The organism is Chromohalobacter moromii (genome assembly GCF_023091865.1).
Lineage (GTDB): Bacteria > Pseudomonadota > Gammaproteobacteria > Pseudomonadales > Halomonadaceae > Chromohalobacter > Chromohalobacter moromii.
On record NZ_JAHXDI010000004.1, the window covers coordinates 85,852 to 103,319 of the forward strand.

A 17,468-nucleotide genomic window follows, 5' to 3' on the forward strand; every position below is an offset into this window, starting at 1 on the left:
ATGAGCCTGTTTTTCCGCCCGGCATTCGCTAGAATGAAGCCTTCATTTCCAGCCGAAAGCACCTTTATTGCTTATGCCCGACTTCAAGATTGCGCCTTCGATCCTGTCCGCCGATTTCGCTCGTCTGGGTCAGGAGACGGAGGACGTATTGGCATCCGGCGCGGATATCGTGCACTTCGATGTCATGGACAATCATTACGTCCCCAATCTCACCATTGGGCCGATGGTGTGCAAGGCTCTGCGTGATCATGGCATTACCGCGCCCATCGATGCGCATTTGATGGTCAAACCGGTGGATCGCCTGATCGGAGACTTCATCGAGGCGGGCGCGAGCTACATCACCTTTCATCCCGAGGCCAGCGAACACATCGACCGATCCCTGCAGTTGATCCGCGATGGTGGCTGCAAGGCCGGCCTGGTCTTCAATCCCGCCACGCCGCTTTCCTACCTCGACTACGTCATGGACAAGCTCGACATGGTGCTGCTGATGAGCGTCAACCCTGGCTTCGGGGGGCAATCCTTCATCCCTGGCACGCTCGATAAGCTGCGCGAGGTGCGCCAACGCATCGATGCCAGCGGTCGCGATATCCGTCTGGAGGTCGACGGTGGCGTCAAGGTCGAGAATATCGCCGAGATCGCACGTGCCGGCGCGGATACGTTCGTCGCCGGGTCGGCAATATTCAAGGCACGCGACGAGGCGGATCCGCACCGTTATGAAAGTGTCATGCGGGGTTTCCGCGACGCCTTGGCGCAGCGTTGAGTCGGGTGCTGCATGGCCGATGATGAGTCCGCTGCACGCGCTCAGGCCTGGTATCTGTACCTGGTCGAAACGGCGGCGGGGGCGCTATATACCGGCGTGACCACCGATGTGGCGCGTCGTTTCCGCGAGCATCGCGATGGCAAGCGCGGCGCGCGTGCCTTGCGCGGCAAGGGACCATTGACCTTGCGTCATTCGGAATACGTGGGCAGCCACGGCGAGGCGCTGCGTCGGGAGGCGGCGCTCAAGAAGCTCAGCCCCGCCGCCAAGCGTGCCTGGTTGGCGGCACGCGGGAGCGAGGCGCCGTCTTCCTAGGCCGCTGTCATAGGCAGCGCGCTAGTGTCTCGAAGACGCGTGCGACCGCTTCTGCGCCGGGATCGACGACACCTTCCAGCGCACTGTCGGGGACATAGGCGGCACGTCCCGCCCGGGCGCGGGAGAGCGTCGCCGTATGCGCGGCACCCTGACGTGCTGCTTGGGCCGCTTCGGTGAGCGTGGCATTCTTTTGGAGCGCTTGAAGCGCGGGGATCAAGGCATCAAGCAGGGTGCGGTCGCCGAGCCGGGCGCCGCCATAGGTCTGCATGCGTTCGACTCCTTGCCAGAGGCTGTCTACCAGGTTGCGATGCTCGAGGGCGGTCGCCGTGGCGGTCATCAGGATCGATAGCAGTACCCCGCTCGAACCGCCCATGCCGGTGGCCAGGCATTGTCCAAGGCCGGCGAATAACCGTTCGGGGTGAGCGGTATCCAACCGGCCTGCCGTTAACGCTTGCTCGATGGCATCGGCGCCCTCCACCAAGCTACTGCCGGCATCGCCGTCGCCGCTCTGGGCATCGAGCCCGTCGAGATCGTCACGTGCACCGCGTAACACACTGAGCACCTGAGTGAGCGCCGCCGCAATGTGCGTCGCCTGGGGTGCGTTGTCTTGCAGTGCGCCGTTGCGGGCGACGAGGTTGGGTGTGAAGGTGTCCGGCTGGCGCACGTCCTGGACGCCTGGCCAGGCGGGGGCATCGGTAGGCGCCCGCAAGGCGGTCAGCATGGCGTCGTCGGTGGCCATTAGCGTCACCGAGAAACCGTGCATGTCCAACGAGGTCATCAAGGGCGCGGGGCCGATGAACTGAGTCAGTCGTGCTGGGTCGAGTCCATCGATCAAGCTGGCGGCCAGCACGCCCATTTCTTGTGTCGAACAACTCCCCAGGTTGTTGAGCAGGGCGATCCAGTTGTCGGTGTGGCCACGCGCCTCGAGGGTGGTCGCGAGGGGCGTGACGACGTGGCTCATGGCGTCGCGTGCGCTATCCGGCACGATATGCCGGGCGCCCGGCTCGTTGTGAATGCCAAGTCCCAGTTCCGGGCTTCGGTCGGGACGTGCTTGGCCTGGCAAGGTGGCTGGCGTGAGCGCCATGCCCATCGAGGCCATGCGCTCGCATGCGTGTTGAGCAAGGGCTTGAATATCGTCCAGCGAGTCTTGCTGCTGCGCGTGATAGCCGGCGATCTTGTGAATCAGCAGCGTACCGGCGAGGCCGCGCGGCTGTGGTGTATCGGGCAGGGAGATATCGTCGGCAACGATGACCATGGCGACCTTGAGCCCTTCGCGACGCGCATGTTCGGCCGCCAGTCCGAAATTGAGCCGGTCCCCGGTATAGTTCTTGACGACCAGTAGGCAGCCGGCCGGCCCACAGACTTCGCGAATGGCGGCGAGTACGGCGTCCATGCTGGGCGAGGCGAATAGGCTGCCGGAAATCACCCCAGTCAGCATGCCCTGGCCGATGAAGCCCGCATGCGCGGGCTCGTGTCCTGCGCCGCCACCGGATAGCACCGCGACTTGTCGCTGGCCGAGCGTATCGCGCTCCCAGTCGCGACGAATCAGAATCCGTACGCCGCTTTGGGGATCGGCAATACGCAAGGGGGCAAGATGGCTGGCCGCGTAGAGAACGTCTGTGACGACGCGTGAAGTGTCATTGAAAAAATGTTGCATGAACGGGCTCCATGATCGAGCGTTGCGATGTCTCGATCATGGTGGCCCGGCTAGATCAGTGCAACTTCATGCGTGGACGCAAGTAACGGTTCAAGCCATCGACGACGACGGTCATGCCGGTTTTGACCACGCCATGAATGGCCATCTGATGCATGCGATAGAGCGAGGCGTAGAACAGCTTCGCCAGGCGACCCTCGATGAACAGGCTACGCGCCGAGGCGCCTCGCATCAGACTACCCACGGCTTCGAAGTGGGCCAGCGAGATCAACGAACCACGGTCGCGAAACACGAAGGGCTTGAGGGGGTTGTCGTCCATGGCGGCGCGCAGGTTGTGATACAGCAAGGTGGCCTGCTGGTGGGCTGCTTGTGCGCGCGGTGGGACGCGCGTGTCGTCGGGTTGCGGGCAAGAGGCGCAATCGCCGAAGGCGAAGATGCGCTCGTCGTCGAGGCTCTGCAGCGTCTGGTTTACCTTGAGCTGATGGTTGCGCTCGGTAGCAAGGCCCAGTTCGGATAGAAATGCCGGTGCGCGAATCCCCGCTGCCCAGACGTTCAGGTCGGTGGCGATGCGTGTCTCGTCGGCGGTGATGAAGCCGTGTTCATCGGCGCAGGTCACGCGGGTGTCAACGTGGATCTGCACGCCAAGCTTTTCCAGTTCCTTATGCACGGCCTGGCTGATGCGTTCGGGGAGCGCTGGCAGAATGCGTGGCGCCGCCTCGATCAGATGAATCTCCAGCTTGCCGCTATCCATGGCGGTGAAGCCGTAGCTGTGCAGCATCTTCGAGGCACCGATCAACTCCGCGGCGAGTTCGACCCCGGTGGCGCCGGCCCCTACGAGCCCCACGCTCAATTTGGGATGGGTTCGGCGTTCGGGATCGCTGTAACGTAGGAAGGTGTTGAGCATGTTCTGACGGAAGTTTTCGGCCTGCCCGGGGCTGTCTATGAAGTGGCAATGCTTGGCGACGCCGGGGGTGCCGAAGTCGTTGGAGACGCTGCCTAGCGCCATGACCAGATAATCGTAGTCGATCGTGCGGGCGGGGAGGATCACGACGCCGTCATCGTCGATGATCGGCGCCAGGGTGATGGTGCGGTTGTCGCGATCGAGATTGCTCAGCGTGCCGCGCTGGAAGCGGTAACCATGCGCCTTGGAGTGACCTTGATAGGAGACTTCGTCGAGGCTGGAGTCGAGCACGCCCGTGGCTACTTCGTGTAGCAAGGGTTTCCAGATATGGGTCGAGTTGCGGTCGACGAGCACGATCTCGGCACGTTGGTGCTTGCCGAGCTTGCGTCCCAGGCGGGTAACCAGTTCGAGGCCGCCGGCGCCGCCACCAACCACCACGATGCGGGGTGTGGACATACTGACTCCTGGAGAAAATCATTGAAAGGGTTCGAAAAAAAGTCGCCAGGGTCGGGCATCGCAGCGTAATGGCAAGGGCACGGGCGCACGCGCTGGTTGGGCCGTGCGTCGTGACGAGGGAGCGCTGGCGCCTGGTGTCGGCGACGTCTGTGTATAGAATAACGCTGTTCACGTACTAAGAACACCGGCAGGCACGCGCGCCGTCGCGTTTTTGCGTAATATTACATGCATTATGGTGGCGCTTTTTAATTCAAGGAGACGATCATGTCGTTCAGCGCGACACACCCCGCCCTTGAGGGTATTCGGCTCGTGGTCTTCGATCTCGACGGCACTCTGATCGATTCCGTGCCGGACCTGGCTGCCGCGGTCGATGGGGCGCTTCGTGACATGGCGCTGCCCGAGGTGGGCGAGGCGGCAGTGCGGGACTGGGTCGGCAACGGGTCTCGCAAGCTCGTCGAGCGGGCGCTACATGCCGTCGGCGCGCAAGATGTGGAGCTCGATGCCGCACATGAAGCTTTCTTACGCCACTATCGGCAAGCGCCATGCCAATTGACGTACGTCTATCCCGGCGTTCGCGATGCCCTCGAGGCGCTTGCCGCGCGCGATATGATGCTGGGGTTGGTTACCAACAAGCCGACCGCGTTCATCGCCCCTATTCTAAAATGCCTGGGCCTAGAACATTACTTTGCGTTGTCCCTGGGGGGAGATGCATTGTCGACCAGGAAACCCGACCCGGCCCCGCTATTGCACCTGGCGGACCGGCTTGAGGTCGCGCCGAGTGCATGCCTGATGGTGGGGGATTCACGGCACGATGTGGAAGCCGGTAAGCGGGCGGGTTTTCGCACATTGGCGGTGCCATACGGGTACAATCACGGCGAGCCGGTGGCCGCGAGCGAGCCGGATGTCATGGTTGAATCGCTGGGGGAACTCGTTTAGTGTTTTTCGATGCTGGTGTCTATACGCTAAGCCTTTGATAATCATCTGCTATAACGGATAGCGTTTCATGGATCTGGATGCCCCCTCATTCCGTAGAGCCCATGCGTTGATGCGCGCAGTCAAACGCTGGCGATGGTGATGCTCGCCGACCCGTCTGTGTGTCGGCCTCATGCGGAAGTGCGAATTCGTCACGACGTAGACTTTCACCAAAGGAATGCAGGGCATGATGACCCCCGAACGCTTCACCGAGCTGGCGCAGGCTGGCTATAACCGTATCCCCGTGACCCGCGAAGTACTCGCAGATCTCGACACGCCGCTCTCTACCTATCTCAAGTTGGCCGATGCGCCCTGGACCTTCCTGCTCGAGTCCGTGCAGGGCGGCGAGAAATGGGGGCGTTACTCGATCATCGGCTTACCGAGTCGCGAGCGCATCGAAGTGCGCGGCCAAGTAGTACGGCATATCGCCGATGGCGAAGTGCTCGGCGCCACCGAGGTCGAAGACCCGTTGGCGTGGATCGAGCAGTTTCAAGCGCGCTTCAAGGTGCCGCAGGTCGACGATCAGCCGCGTTTCGATGGCGGTTTGGTCGGGTATTTCGGTCACGACACCATCCGTTATATCGAACCGCGCCTGCGGGGCGTGGAAAAGCCTGATCCCATCGGGGTGCCGGACATCCTGCTGATGGTCTGCGATGAGTTGGTGGTTTTCGATAACCTTTCCGGGCGTCTGACGCTGTGGACGCACGCCGATCCCGACGCGACGGATGCCTATCCGCAGGCCTTGGAGCGTCTCGAGGCGCTGGAAATGAAGCTGCGTAGCGCCACGCTCAATACCGTCAGCCCCGGTACCGGAGGGCCGGCGGTGGAGGAGGGGCACTTTACTTCCGGGTTTACCGAGGCGGGCTTCAAGGACGCGGTCGAACAAATCAAGGAATACGTGCTCGCTGGCGATGTCATGCAATGCGTGCCGTCGCAACGCATGACGATCCCCTATCGCGCGGCGCCACTGGACCTGTATCGCGCGCTACGTAGCCTCAATCCATCGCCTTACATGTTCTTCTTCAACCTCGACGATCATCATGTGGTCGGGTCGTCGCCGGAAATCCTCACGCGCCTGGAAGACGGCGAAGTCACCGTGCGTCCCATCGCCGGCACGCGAGTGCGAGGCCAAAATGAAGCGGAAGACAAGGCGCTCGAGGCCGAACTGCTTGCCGACCCCAAGGAGATCGCCGAGCACCTGATGCTGATCGATCTGGGCCGCAACGACATAGGGCGCATCAGCGAAACCGGCTCGGTAGAAGTCACCGACAACATGGCGATCGAGCGCTACTCGCACGTCATGCATATCGTTTCCCATGTGACCGGCAAGCTGAAGCCCGGCATGTCGGCACTCGATGTGCTGCGCGCCACCTTCCCGGCGGGCACGCTTTCCGGCGCGCCCAAGTTCCGCGCCTTGCAGATCCTCGACGAACTCGAGCCGGTCAAACGCGGCGTATATGGCGGGGCGGTCGGTTATCTTTCCTGGCACGGCAACATGGATACCGCCATCGCCATTCGCACGGCGGTCATCAAGGACGGCCAGCTACATGTACAGGCGGGCGCGGGTATCGTCGCCGACTCGGTGCCCGAGCAGGAGTGGCAGGAAACGCTCAATAAAGGCCGCGCATTGTTTCGCGCGGTGGCGATGGCCGAGCGGGGCCTCGACAATCTCGGTTGATGTGGCTGTAGGGTCACACGTATGCGGGGAGGACGGCGCTGCGTTATGACGTAGCGCCGTGCAAGACACGCTTAGCGAGAAGACGAGTCGTTGGATGATTTCTTGCGACGATTCTGGTACTTATCGGCCATCTGCTTGGCCGTTCGCTTTGCCTTTTCGCGGTTCTCGGGCTTACGGAACCAGTTGGCAATGGCTGCGCCTATCATGCGTTTCATTGGTGCCTCCTGCGGATGAGGAATGCCTCTAAGCCATGTCTTTAAAATAGATATGGCGTCGTCGCGCGGCGAGATCAAGTGCCAGCCGTGATCGTGCCGTCAATACTCGGCACGGTACGTCTTACGCGCAGTGGTACCAATAGTAGGGCCGTTTGGAGAAGTTAGCCTCCAACAAAAGACGTGGCCTGATCGGCAACCATCCCACAGGCTTTCTCGCCGACCTTGTCGCCGAGGGACGTCAGGTTGAATTCCTGATCCTCGCCTTGAAGGATACCGCTCAAGCCTTGCTGGTAGTCGCTGTCATCGGTGGGTTCGGAATTGACCCCCAACTGTTCCATGACCTGATTCTTCGCGATGTCGGCAGTACTACCGAGATAGCCGTTATCTTGGCAATAGCTGATCACGCCCGTGAGATTGGTAAGGCTTCCGGGGTTGAAGGAACCGCTGGATAACGTGCTCAACAGGCTGGCGCTTCCATTGCCTCCTCCTCCGCTGCCGGACATCATGTCTGCTGCCTCGTCTTTCATGCTATCGAGAGAAAAAGCCTGCGCTTGCCCAATAGACATGAGACCTAGAAAACCGGCGAGGGCGAAGTTTTTAAAACGTGTATCCATACAGTCGTATCCATGTCAGTAAAGAGCGATCTCCTACCTGCGCAGCACGTAGGAGCATCTTTGTGACCAGCTATTTTCAGGGATGTTCCTGCTGGAAGGTCATGCGCTCACAGGAATGTTCGTGCCATGGGCGAGTAGATACGATCGGCAGAGGTTCATGTGATAGGTGCGATAGATAAAGCGTCGTGTGGGCGTGAAAAGGGTGTGGCGTCGGTCTGGCGTTTTCAGACATCGAGGGCGGCGGCGAGCGCTTGACATGGCCCGTGACGCGCGAGCACTATTGAGGCATGAATATACCAGATCTGACATTCGGTCCCATGAAGTGGTGGCGCTCCTGAGCGAGGGGCGGCACGCTTGCGACTGAACGAAATGCCGCCGTCAGGGCGGCATTTTTGTGTCTATCGCTCCCTGCACGGCTGGCATACCTGGAGAGACCGACTCGGGTAAGATTGTGAATCACAATCTGCATTATCAAGAGCTCATGCCAAAGAACTTAATGAGAAACAGGACTTTATCGCCATGTCCGTGCTGATGATCGATAATTACGACAGCTTTACCTATAACGTCGTGCAGTATCTGGCGGAGTTGGGGGCCGACGTCGTCACCTACCGCAACGACGCCATCACCCTCGAGGAGATCGAGCGCCTTGCGCCGAGTCATTTGGTGATCTCGCCGGGGCCGTGCACGCCCAATGAGGCGGGCATTTCGCTCGAGGCTGTGCGTTATTTCGCAGGCAAGCTGCCGATCTTGGGGATTTGTCTAGGGCATCAGGCCATTGGGCAGGTCTTTGGCGGCGAGGTGGTGCGGGCGCCACAGGTCATGCATGGCAAGACCTCGCGGGTCGAGCACGATGGTCGCGGTGTGTTCGATGGCCTGGCCAACCCGCTCGAGGTGACGCGTTATCACTCGCTGGTGGTGGCCGAGCAGGGACTGCCGGAATGTCTCGAGATCTCGGCGCGCGTCGTGGCCGATGACGTCACCCCCGGTTTGATCATGGGCATGCGCCACAAGACGCTGGATATCGAGGGCGTGCAGTTCCATCCCGAATCGATCATGACCCGTCAGGGCCACGAGCTTTTGGCCAACTTTCTGAAACGCCGCGCGTAACGAGGAGCGAAACATGCAGATGCGAGAAGCCATCGGCGCGGTGATGCGTCGTCACCACTTGAGCTTCGATGACACCCACTCGGTGATGAAAGCGATCATGACCGGTGAGGCCAGCGACGCCCAGATCGGCGGCTTTCTGATCGGCCTGTCGATGAAGGGCGAGACGGCCGACGAGATCACGGCGGCCGCGCAGGTGATGCGTGAATTGATGCTGCCCGTCGAGGTCGACCGTACGCACCTGGTGGATATCGTCGGCACGGGCGGCGACGGGGCCAACCTGTTCAACGTCTCCACGGCCTCTAGCTTCGTGGTCGCCGCCGCCGGTGGCCGCGTCGCCAAACACGGCAATCGTAGCGTGTCGTCGTCTTCCGGGAGCGCCGACTTGTTCGATGTGGCGGGCATTTCGCTGGATCTGCCGCCGAATGAAGTGGCGCGCTGCATCCAGGAAGTCGGGGTGGGCTTCATGTTCGCACCCATGCATCACCAGGCCATGCGGCATGCCATCGGCCCGCGTCGTGAGATGGGGGTGCGCACCGTGTTCAACATCCTCGGGCCACTGACCAATCCCGCCAATACGCCGAACCAGCTACTGGGCGTCTACGATCCCGCGTTGCTGACGGTCATGGCGGAAGCCTTGAAGCGACTCGGCAGCGACCATGTGCTGGTCGTCAATGCCGAGGACGGTCTTGACGAGATTTCCCTGGCCGCGCCGACGCACGTGGCCGAGTTGCAGGACGGCGAGATTCGCGAATACACCATCGCGCCGGAGGACTTCGGCATCGAACGCCAGTCGCTAGAGCCACTGAAAGTTGTGACCGCCGAGGATAGTCTCAAGCTGGTCAAGGCTGCACTCGTGGGCGAAGGGCCGGCGGCGGATATCGTGGCGCTGAATGCAGGGGCCGCGCTTTACGCTGCTGGTGTAGCGGACACGTTGAAAGAGGGCGTGATCTTGGCGCAGGATGCTCAAGGGTCCAAGCTGCCGTTGGAGAAGATGAAAGAACTCGCGGATTTCACGCGCATTCTGGCGCATAAGGACGACCGCTGATGAGCCACGACCACGACACCGGCCTGCCGACGATTCTGGCCAAGATTCTGGCGCGCAAGGACGACGAGATACGCGAGCGGCGGGCGCGCATCAGTGAAGTGCAGCTTCTGGAACAGGCGCGCCAGCAAGCCGCCCCGCGAGGCTTCGTCGCCGCGCTCGAGCGCGGCATTGCGGTGGGTGACCCGGCGGTCATCGCCGAGGTCAAGAAGGCTTCGCCCTCCAAGGGCGTGATCCGCGAGGACTTCCAGCCGGCCCAGATCGCCAAGTCATACGCCGAGGCAGGGGCCAGTTGCCTCTCGGTGTTGACCGATGCCGACTTCTTCCAGGGCCACGAGCGTGACCTGCAGGCGGCGCGCGAGGCCTGCGCACTGCCGGTGATCCGCAAGGATTTCATCGTCGACTCTTATCAGGTCAGCGAGGCGCGGGCCATCGGCGCGGACTGCATCCTGCTGATCGTCGCGGCACTCGACGACGCCCGCCTGAAAGCCTTTCACCAACAAGCGCATGAGCTGGGCATGGACGTGCTGGTGGAAGTCCACGATGCCCATGAGCTTGAGCGCGCGCTGGCGTTGGATTTGACGCTGGTAGGAATCAACAATCGCGATTTGCGCACCTTCGAGACCTCATTGGCGACGACCTTCGAGCTGCTGCCGCGCATTCCACAGCATGTCACGGTCGTTACCGAATCGGGCATCCACACGCGTGACGATGTCGAGCACATGCGTGAGCACGACGTGAATGCCTTCCTGGTCGGCGAGGCCTTCATGCGCGAGGCGGACCCGGGCAGTGCCTTGCGTCGCCTGTTTTTCTAGACGCGCATTCGCCAGTTTCTTATGCCGTCCCCTATCGGGCCGCCTTGTGCGGCCCGATGGCGTTGGGGTATTCAGAATTTTGGGGCGTTCAGAATTCGGGGGAGTCGGGGTAGATCAAACTGATCAGGGTGTCCCCGGCACGAGGGGTAAGCGGTGCCCGGTCGTTGGCGACCCGAATGCGGCCGTTGGGGCCGATACAGAATAGGGGCAACAAGCGGTTCTGGTGCGCCTGGCGATAGTTCTCGATGTTGAAGTTGGCACTCAGCTTGGTCTTGCGAACCTCGCCGCCACGGTAGACCACGCTCGAGAGCTGGGCATACGTCACGTCTTCACCGAAGACCATGGGCAGATGATCCAACGCCTGCTCTTGATGGCGTTGTGCGTGCTTGCTGGTGCCCGCCGCAAGACGAAAGACTTTGCCGTGCCCTAGCACATGCTCGAAATGCAGGATCGCCAGGTTGTTCAGTTCGCGGTAGGGCGACAACGGTAGCAGGTGGCCGATACCGGTCAGTTCGAGATGCTGGGTGGCATGCTCGGAGAGCGGGTTGCCGTAGTAGACAGGCAAACCGGCCATGCGCGCTTCCTGCACCGCGTCCCAACTGTTGTCGGTCAGGCGCACGGTGAAGCCGGATTCTTCCAACGCCTTGGCGATGGTACGGGCCACCGGGTTGGCGCCGATGATCAGAAAGCCGGCGGGCGGCGGTTCGCTGACCTTCAATGCCAGCGCAATGGGGCGCGACAGCAAGCTTTGCACTACGACGGTGCTGATGATGACCAGGAAGGTGACCGGCACCAGCATTTCCGCGCCCGGCATGTTCAGGTTCTCGAGCTTGAGGGCGAACAGCGAGGCCACGGCGGCGGCGACGATGCCGCGCGGCGAGAGCCATGCCAGCAACGCTTTCTCTCGCCAGTTGAGCCGAGTGCCCAGGGTGCAGACCCATACCGCCAGAGGACGGGCCACGCCCACCAAGATGAGCAGGAACGCCCAGGCAGGCCAAGAAAGCTGCGCCAACTGATCGACGGTCAAGCGTGCGGCGAGCAGGATGAAAAGCCCCGAGATCAACAGCAAAGAGAGCGTTTCCTTGAACTCGATGATTTGCTGCGTGGGGACGCCGCGCATATTGGCCAGCCACACGCCCATCACCGTCACGGTCAACAGCCCGGATTCGTGAAAGAGCATGTTGGAGAGCGTGAACAGCGACAGCATGGCCATCAGCGTGCCGAAGCTGTGCAGGCGCTGCGGCAACCAGTGGTGGCGCAGGACACAGCCCCACAGATAGCCCCCCAGGCCGCCGAGCCCGAAACCGATCAGTGCCGTCTTGGCGAACAATACCAGGGTGTAGGTGGCAGCCCCGTTGGATGCGCCCAGGGCGACGAATTCGTACACCAGCACCGCGCCGATGGCGCCCACCGGATCGATCAGGATGCCTTCCCAGCGCAGGATCTGCGAAAGGTGTTCGCGGGCACGCAGCGTCTGCAACATGGGCAGCACCACTGTCGGCCCCGTCACCACCAGCACGGCGCCCAGGACGCTGGCCATTTCCCACGACAGTCCCAGGGTATAACGTGCCGCGACGATGCCGATGATGCCGGTGACCAGTGCTCCCCAGGTGACGAGCCGACGTACGATGTGGCCATGGCCGCGCAGATCGCCGAAGTCGAGCGTCAGGCTGCCCTCGAACAAGATCACCGCCACCGCCAGCGAAACGAGCGGGAACAGCAGGTCGCCGAGCAGCGCATCGGGCTGGAGCAGACCGGTCACGGGGCCCATGACGATACCCACGATCAAAAGCGGCAGGATCGCCGGCAACTTGAGACGCCAGGCCAGCCATTGGCAGATCAGCGCGAGCAGGCCGATCAAGGTCAGGTCGACGGCAGCGTGCTCCATGGTCGCGCTCCTTGGGGTGAACGAAAGCGCGAAGCCTAGCGTCGCCTCACGCCAGTTGCAATGCACGGCAAGCGTTAATGATGAATGTGTCTATACCGCTACTGGAATGCTCCCTTATGGCGTGTCTCGCTGCACCGACTTGGTGTACATCGACTCAGCGATTGAACAGCCACAACAGGGCCGATATGACCACGCTTACCAGGATCATGCTGGTGATCGGAAAATAGAAGGCGAAGCCCTCGCGCTTGATCGCGATATCACCGGGCAGATGCCCGAGCGGTAGCTTGGAAAGCCAGGGCCACAACAAGCCGATGACCACGATGGCCAGGCCAATGAAAATAAGCGTTCGAGACATCGTCGACGCCTCAAGGTCGGGTGCGTTTGAGTGCCGTCAGCAAGCCCTGTAACGGATGCGGCAGTACAGCATCGGAGAGGCGCTTGGCCTGGCTGCGGCATGAGTAGCCGGTGGCCAGCAGACGTCCGGCATTGGCGTCGTCTTCGACCGGCGTTCGCCACGAGAGATCGTATATTTTCTCGGAGGTCTCGCGATTACGGGCTTCGTGTCCGTAGGTGCCGGACATGCCGCAACATCCGGTGGCGACACTTTCCAGCTCCAGTCCAAAAGCTGCGAACACCTGCTGCCACGCTTTGGTCGCGCCCGGCGCATTGGTCTTCTCGGTGCAGTGCGTCAGCAGCTTGTAGCCAGGGTCCTCGATCGCCGGCAGGCCGGCGGGTGGCAGGGCGCGACCCAAAGATAGCAACCACTCCTGGAGCAGTAGCACCTCAGGCACGGCCTCGGGCCCCAGCGCCTTGACGTACTCCTGACGGTAGGCAAGCGTCATGGCTGGGTCGATGCCCACCAAGGGCACGCCGAAGTCGGCGAGCGTCTTGAGGCGCTTCGCCTGGGCGGTAGCGGTCTTTTCGAACGCGCCCATAAAGCCCTGCACGTGCAGCGGTTTGCCGTTGGCGTGGAAGGGCGCGACGAAGACGCGAATATCCAACCGCGAGAGAAGCTCGACGATATCCATCACCAGCTTGGCTTCGAAGTGGCTGGTGAACGCATCTTGAACGATGACCACGCTGCGCGTCTTCTGGCGTTCGGTCAACAGGCCCAGCGCAGTGGGCGTGGCTTCGGCGATGCCCCACGCCCTGAGTTGCTTGGCGAGACTCGCGCGAGACAGGCGCGGGGTATCGACCATGCCTAGCGGCCCGGCGAGCAAGCGCTCTGCCAAGCGTGTGTTCAGCAGCGCGTTATACGCAGGCGCCACCGGCTTGAGATAGGGCACGAAGAATTCCAGCGAGCCGATCAGGTAGTCGCGCGGCGGACGCAGGTAGCGGTTGTGATAGAGCTCCAGGAACTGCGAGCGAAACTCGGGGACGTTGACCTTGATCGGGCACTGTCCGGCGCAGGACTTGCACGCCAGGCAGCCGGCCATGGCGTCATACACCTCATGGGAGACATCTGCCTGGCCGCGGCGCTTGCGCAGCGTGTTACGTAGGCGACGTGGGAACGCCTTGGTGGCGCCCCAGAGGCCTTCGGCTTGCTTCTGGCGTGATTCCTCGATGACGTCGATGCCGGCCTGGTCCTGCAGGCGCAGCCATTCCCGCATCAGGCTGGCGCGTCCCTTGGGCGAGTGGACGCGCTCGCGGGTGGCCTTCCACGACGGGCACATGGCGTCATTGGGGTCGTAGTTGTAGCAGGCGCCGTTGCCGTTGCAATAGACGGCGCTGGCATGGTGCTGCCAGACGCGCTCGTCGATCTGGCGGTCGCTTTGCCCACGGGTCGGCACGCCGTCGATGGTCAAGAGCCCCGGATCAACCCATTTGACCGGTTCCGCCTCGGCGCTTTCGGAGGCGCCGGGTTCATCAGTCGTGGAGAAAGGGGCGGCGGGCGTGGCGATCTTGCCGGGGTTGAGCTGATTGTGCGGGTCGAACGCCGCCTTGAGGCGCTGCAGGCTGGGGTAGAGCTCGCCGAAGAACTGCGGCGCGTATTCCGAGCGCACGCCCTTGCCATGCTCGCCCCACAGCAGCCCGTGGTAGCGCTGGGTCAGCGCGGCGACCTCGTCGGACAGGGTGCGGATCAGCGTGGCCTGCTCGGGGTCCTTCATGTCGATGGCCGGTCGCACGTGCAGTACGCCCGCATCGACGTGGCCGAACATGCCGTACGCCAGTCCATGGGCATCGAGCAGGGCGCGAAACTCGGCGATGTAGTCGGCCAGATGTTCGGGCGGTACGGCGGTATCCTCGACGAAGGGAATCGGGCGCTTTTCGCCCTTGGCGTTGCCGAGCAGGCCCACCGCGCGCTTGCGCATGGCATAGACGCGGGTGATCGCCTCGCGGCCCTCGGCCAGGGTATGGCCGAGACGCTCGACCTGCGTGTCGGTACCGAGATGCGTGCAGAAGGCCTCGACGCGCGCCGCCAGACGCTCGGGATCGTCGTCGTTGAATTCGACCAGGTTGATGCCGTGTATGTCCGCCTCCTCGGCGGGGAAATACTCGGCGACGCTGTCCCAGACGAAATCCTCCATGGCCAGGGTGAGTACCTTGTCGTCGACCGTCTCGATGGAGGTCGGGCGACTGTCACCGCTCATCAGCGCCTTGGCGTCGCGCAGGGCATCCATGAAGCCGCGATAGCGAATGTTGACCAGGGTCGAATGCTTGGGGATGGGCAGGACGTTGAGCGTGGCCTCGGCGAGAAAGCCCAGCGTTCCTTCCGAACCGCAAAGCACGCTGTTGAGATCGAAGGTACCATCCGCGCGGCGCAGGTGAGCCAGATCGTAGCCCGTCAGGCAGCGGTTGAGAGGCGGGAACGTGGCCTCGATCAAGGCGCCCTGGGTGTCGGCGATCTCGCGCGCGGTGCGGTGTGCGTCGCCGATGCGGTCATCGCGTGCGCAGGCCTGGTCGAGGGCGTCGGCGTCGAGGGGCTGGCAGTGCAGACGCTCGCCGCCGAGCAGCAGCATGTCCAGTGCCAGCACGTGATCGCGGGTCTTGCCGTACTCGCAGCTGCCCTGGCCGCTGGCGTCGGTGGAGATCATGCCGCCGATGGTCGCGCGGTTGGAGGTCGACAGATCCGGCGCGAAGAACAGGCCGTACGGCTTGAGGGCGGCGTTGAGCTGATCCTTGACCACGCCGGCCTGGACGCGCACACGGCGGTTCTCGGCGTCGATCTCGAGGATGCGGTTCATGTACCGGGAGACGTCGACCACCAGGCCGTCGGTCAGCGACTGCCCGTTGGTGCCGGTGCCCCCGCCGCGCGGGGTGAGCACGATGGCCTGGAATTCCTCGCGCGCGGCGAGGCGGGCCAGGCGGGCGAGGTCCTCGGCGTCGCGGGGATAGAGCACGGCCTGGGGCAGGCGCTGGTAGATGGAGTTGTCGGTGGCCAGCACCGTGCGGTTGGCGTAGTCCGGGGCGATGTCGCCGCGAAAGCCGGCGGCGTCGAGCGCCTCGATAAAGCGCAGATAGGGCGTGGTGGTGCGTTCCGGGGTGTCCAGGGGTGCGATCATGGAGTCTCAAGCCATCGGTCAGCGTCGGGCGGCGGTTTCTATGGCCGCCTGTGCCAGGGCGTCGTCGGGACGCCAGTGTCTGGGACCACTTTACTTCAGCGCGCCGCGTGGCGCATCCCGAATGGGAGCGGGCGAGCGTGGTTAACGCCGCGGCTTTTCCCTACAATGGGACTCCATTCACGTTGCTTCATCTTTTTTTCCGACGGATAAGATCCATGCTCGATCCTAAATTGTTGCGCAGCGACCTGCCTCTGGTCGCCGAACGACTGGCCCGTCGCGGCTTTACCCTGGATACGGCGCGTCTCGAGGCGCTGGAATCGCGCCGCCGTGAGCTGCAGACCGAGACCGAACGCCTGCAGAACGAGCGCAACACGCGCTCCAAGGCGATCGGCCAGGCCAAGGCATCGGGCGAGGACATTCAGCCGCTGCTCGATGAAGTCAGCGATCTGGGCGAGCGCCTCGACGCCGCCAAGGTGCGTCTCGCCGAGGTGCAGACCGAGTGGGACGAGAGCGTCGCGGCGCTGCCCAACCTGCCGCATGACAGCGTGCCCCAGGGCCTCGACGAGGCCGATAACGTGGAGCTGCATCGCTGGGGCACACCGGGCACCTTCGACTTCGAGGTGCGCGATCATGTCGATCTGGGCGCCAAGTTCGGCTATCTCGATTTCGAGATGGCGGCCAAGCTGACCGGGTCGCGGTTCGCCGTGATGCGTGGTCCCATCGCGCGGCTGCACCGCGCGCTGGCGCAGTTCATGCTCGATAAGCAGACGCGCGAGCACGGCTACGAGGAATGCTACGTTCCCTATATCGTCAACGACGCCTCGCTCACCGGCACGGGGCAGTTGCCCAAGTTCGGCGAGGACCTGTTCAAGCTGGAGGGGGATCATGACTTCTACTTGATTCCCACCGCCGAAGTGCCGTTGACCAACATCGCGCGGGAGCAGATCTTCACGCCTGCCGAGCTGCCCCTGAAGCTGACCGCTCATACGCCGTGTTTCCGCAGCGAGGCGGGCGCCTACGGGCGAGACACCCGCGGCATGATTCGCCAGCATCAGTTCGACAAGGTCGAGATGGTGCAGATCGTCGATCCGGCAACCAGCTATGACGCCCTGGAGTCCATGCGCGGCCACGCTGAGGCGATCCTGCAGGCGCTCGAGCTGCCTTATCGCGTCGTCACGCTGTGTGCCGGCGACATGGGCTTCGGCGCCGCCAAGACCTACGATCTCGAAGTCTGGCTGCCGAGCCAGGAGACGTACCGCGAAATTTCCTCGATTTCCAACTGCGAGGACTTTCAGGCACGGCGGATGCAGGCACGCATGCGGCATCCCGATCAGAAGAAGCCGCAGCTGGTGCATACGCTCAACGGCTCCGGCCTGGCGGTGGGACGCTGCCTGCTGGCGGTGCTCGAGAATTGTCAGCAAGCCGATGGCAGCATCGTGATTCCCGAGGTCCTGCGCGGCTACATGGATGGCGTCGAGCGGATCAACGCCTGACGCCGCGTCCGCCATGCCATTGCTCGCCACGGGCAATGGCATGGATCTCTACTTGGTT

At 62.7% G+C, this 17,468-nt stretch carries 15 protein-coding genes; 8 read left to right on the plus strand and 7 right to left on the minus strand.

All coding sequences use genetic code 11. The features are described 5' to 3' along the window. The first annotated feature begins 73 nt into the window (after positions 1-73). A complete protein-coding gene (rpe, locus tag KZO83_RS13275) occupies positions 74-760 on the plus strand; it encodes a ribulose-phosphate 3-epimerase (protein WP_247621151.1) in 687 nt (228 codons plus the stop codon). A gap of 12 nt (positions 761-772) precedes the next feature. Then, on the plus strand, positions 773-1,072 hold the full coding sequence (locus tag KZO83_RS13280) for a GIY-YIG nuclease family protein (RefSeq protein WP_247621152.1): 300 nt from the start codon (positions 773-775) through the stop codon (positions 1,070-1,072). Between the two features lie 7 nt (positions 1,073-1,079). Here KZO83_RS13280 and KZO83_RS13285 read toward each other — a convergent pair whose 3' ends face one another. Then, positions 1,080-2,729 (minus strand): dihydroxyacetone kinase subunit DhaK, encoded by a 1,650-nt coding sequence (locus tag KZO83_RS13285; RefSeq protein ID WP_247621153.1) that lies wholly within the window; start codon positions 2,727-2,729, stop codon positions 1,080-1,082. Positions 2,730-2,784: 55 nt separating this feature from the next. Beyond that, positions 2,785-4,083 (minus strand): NAD(P)/FAD-dependent oxidoreductase, encoded by a 1,299-nt coding sequence (locus tag KZO83_RS13290; protein ID WP_247621154.1) that lies wholly within the window; start codon positions 4,081-4,083, stop codon positions 2,785-2,787. Between the two features lie 264 nt (positions 4,084-4,347). Between KZO83_RS13290 and KZO83_RS13295 the strand changes: the two genes are divergently transcribed. Both KZO83_RS13295 and trpE read left to right on the plus strand, forming a co-directional pair. After that, positions 4,348-5,019 carry a phosphoglycolate phosphatase gene (locus KZO83_RS13295; RefSeq protein ID WP_247621155.1) on the plus strand — a complete coding sequence of 224 codons (672 nt, stop codon included), beginning with the start codon at positions 4,348-4,350 and terminating at the stop codon, positions 5,017-5,019. 226 nt (positions 5,020-5,245) lie between these two features. Continuing rightward, positions 5,246-6,733, plus strand: a complete 1,488-nt coding sequence (gene trpE / locus KZO83_RS13300) for an anthranilate synthase component I (RefSeq protein WP_246895360.1) — start codon at positions 5,246-5,248, stop codon at positions 6,731-6,733. 71 nt (positions 6,734-6,804) lie between these two features. Here the strand turns inward: trpE and KZO83_RS13305 are convergent, their stop codons facing one another. Both KZO83_RS13305 and KZO83_RS13310 read right to left on the minus strand, forming a co-directional pair. Then, complete coding sequence (locus tag KZO83_RS13305; protein ID WP_166638284.1) at positions 6,805-6,948, minus strand: hypothetical protein; 144 nt, start codon at positions 6,946-6,948, stop codon at positions 6,805-6,807. 161 nt (positions 6,949-7,109) lie between these two features. Continuing rightward, positions 7,110-7,562 (minus strand): DUF2501 domain-containing protein, encoded by a 453-nt coding sequence (locus KZO83_RS13310; protein WP_247621156.1) that lies wholly within the window; start codon positions 7,560-7,562, stop codon positions 7,110-7,112. Between the two features lie 519 nt (positions 7,563-8,081). On the opposite strand from KZO83_RS13310, the gene KZO83_RS13315 reads away from it, so the two are divergent. The 3 genes from KZO83_RS13315 to trpC are packed head-to-tail and all read left to right on the plus strand — an operon-like array spanning position 8,082 to position 10,526. Next, on the plus strand, positions 8,082-8,669 hold the full coding sequence (locus KZO83_RS13315; protein WP_075369881.1) for an anthranilate synthase component II: 588 nt from the start codon (positions 8,082-8,084) through the stop codon (positions 8,667-8,669). 13 nt (positions 8,670-8,682) lie between these two features. Then, complete coding sequence (gene trpD, locus KZO83_RS13320; protein ID WP_075369880.1) at positions 8,683-9,714, plus strand: anthranilate phosphoribosyltransferase; 1,032 nt, start codon at positions 8,683-8,685, stop codon at positions 9,712-9,714. Continuing rightward, the gene (trpC, locus tag KZO83_RS13325) at positions 9,714-10,526 is read left to right on the plus strand and encodes an indole-3-glycerol phosphate synthase TrpC (RefSeq protein ID WP_247621157.1); all 813 of its coding nucleotides are present in this window, start codon (positions 9,714-9,716) and stop codon (positions 10,524-10,526) included. Before trpD ends, trpC begins: the two co-directional genes overlap by 1 nt. An 88-nt stretch (positions 10,527-10,614) precedes the next feature. Here the strand turns inward: trpC and KZO83_RS13330 are convergent, their stop codons facing one another. The 3 genes from KZO83_RS13330 to ydiJ all read right to left on the minus strand — a co-directional run bounded on the left by KZO83_RS13330 (position 10,615) and on the right by ydiJ (position 15,917). Next, complete coding sequence (locus tag KZO83_RS13330; protein WP_247621158.1) at positions 10,615-12,414, minus strand: cation:proton antiporter; 1,800 nt, start codon at positions 12,412-12,414, stop codon at positions 10,615-10,617. Between the two features lie 154 nt (positions 12,415-12,568). Then, positions 12,569-12,769: a DUF2905 domain-containing protein gene (locus KZO83_RS13335; protein ID WP_075369877.1), complete on the minus strand. Its 201-nt coding sequence runs from the start codon at positions 12,767-12,769 to the stop codon at positions 12,569-12,571. A 10-nt stretch (positions 12,770-12,779) separates the two neighbouring features. Continuing rightward, positions 12,780-15,917 carry a D-2-hydroxyglutarate dehydrogenase YdiJ gene (ydiJ, locus tag KZO83_RS13340; protein WP_247621159.1) on the minus strand — a complete coding sequence of 1,046 codons (3,138 nt, stop codon included), beginning with the start codon at positions 15,915-15,917 and terminating at the stop codon, positions 12,780-12,782. A 215-nt stretch (positions 15,918-16,132) separates the two neighbouring features. Here ydiJ and serS point away from each other — a divergent pair, with 215 nt between their 5' ends. After that, a complete protein-coding gene (serS, locus tag KZO83_RS13345; protein WP_247621160.1) occupies positions 16,133-17,410 on the plus strand; it encodes a serine--tRNA ligase in 1,278 nt (425 codons plus the stop codon). The last annotated feature ends 58 nt before the right edge of the window (positions 17,411-17,468 follow it).

Coding starts and splice junctions, on each gene's coding strand:
- rpe (WP_247621151.1), top strand. CDS start 74: ATGCCCGACTTCAAGATTGCGCCTTCGATCCTGTCCGCCGATTTCGCT.
- KZO83_RS13280 (WP_247621152.1), top strand. CDS start 773: ATGGCCGATGATGAGTCCGCTGCACGCGCTCAGGCCTGGTATCTGTAC.
- KZO83_RS13285 (WP_247621153.1), bottom strand. CDS start 2,729: ATGCAACATTTTTTCAATGACACTTCACGCGTCGTCACAGACGTTCTC.
- KZO83_RS13290 (WP_247621154.1), bottom strand. CDS start 4,083: ATGTCCACACCCCGCATCGTGGTGGTTGGTGGCGGCGCCGGCGGCCTC.
- KZO83_RS13295 (WP_247621155.1), top strand. CDS start 4,348: ATGTCGTTCAGCGCGACACACCCCGCCCTTGAGGGTATTCGGCTCGTG.
- trpE (WP_246895360.1), top strand. CDS start 5,246: ATGACCCCCGAACGCTTCACCGAGCTGGCGCAGGCTGGCTATAACCGT.
- KZO83_RS13305 (WP_166638284.1), bottom strand. CDS start 6,948: ATGAAACGCATGATAGGCGCAGCCATTGCCAACTGGTTCCGTAAGCCC.
- KZO83_RS13310 (WP_247621156.1), bottom strand. CDS start 7,562: ATGGATACACGTTTTAAAAACTTCGCCCTCGCCGGTTTTCTAGGTCTC.
- KZO83_RS13315 (WP_075369881.1), top strand. CDS start 8,082: ATGTCCGTGCTGATGATCGATAATTACGACAGCTTTACCTATAACGTC.
- trpD (WP_075369880.1), top strand. CDS start 8,683: ATGCAGATGCGAGAAGCCATCGGCGCGGTGATGCGTCGTCACCACTTG.
- trpC (WP_247621157.1), top strand. CDS start 9,714: ATGAGCCACGACCACGACACCGGCCTGCCGACGATTCTGGCCAAGATT.
- KZO83_RS13330 (WP_247621158.1), bottom strand. CDS start 12,414: ATGGAGCACGCTGCCGTCGACCTGACCTTGATCGGCCTGCTCGCGCTG.
- KZO83_RS13335 (WP_075369877.1), bottom strand. CDS start 12,769: ATGTCTCGAACGCTTATTTTCATTGGCCTGGCCATCGTGGTCATCGGC.
- ydiJ (WP_247621159.1), bottom strand. CDS start 15,917: ATGATCGCACCCCTGGACACCCCGGAACGCACCACCACGCCCTATCTG.
- serS (WP_247621160.1), top strand. CDS start 16,133: ATGCTCGATCCTAAATTGTTGCGCAGCGACCTGCCTCTGGTCGCCGAA.